This is a genomic window from Faecalibacterium sp. DFI.5.82, assembly GCF_029076575.1.
Lineage (GTDB): Bacteria > Bacillota > Clostridia > Oscillospirales > Ruminococcaceae > Faecalibacterium > Faecalibacterium duncaniae.
On record NZ_JARFIS010000532.1, the window covers coordinates 1 to 310 of the forward strand.

At 58.4% G+C, this 310-nt stretch carries 1 pseudogene; it reads left to right on the forward strand.

The annotated features are described in order from the left end of the window. Positions 1-105 precede the first annotated feature (105 nt). Positions 106-310 (forward strand): annotated as a pseudogene (locus tag P0G09_RS17750) (ABC transporter); the annotation flags it as partial.

Sequence of the window (310 nt, forward strand, 5' to 3'; positions counted from 1 at the left end):
TCCATCCCTGCCGTGGTCTATTATCTGACTGTGACGGCAGTGTTCCTGTTCCTTACGGCGCAGGACATGGAGAAGCGCCGCTGGAACTGAGAGGAGGGAACACAGATGAAGATTTTTGCAAAGCATATCTCCTCGGGTGACGGGCGGGTGTTCCGCAGCGGGGTGTGGTCGACAGCCATTGCCGCGGCTGTGATCGTGCTGGCTGTGCTGGTCAATCTCTTTGTCCGGGCCATTCCTTCCAGATATACCGAGTTCGATCTCTCCGAGGCTGGGCTCTACACCCTGAGCGAGAGCTCCAGACAGGTGGCCG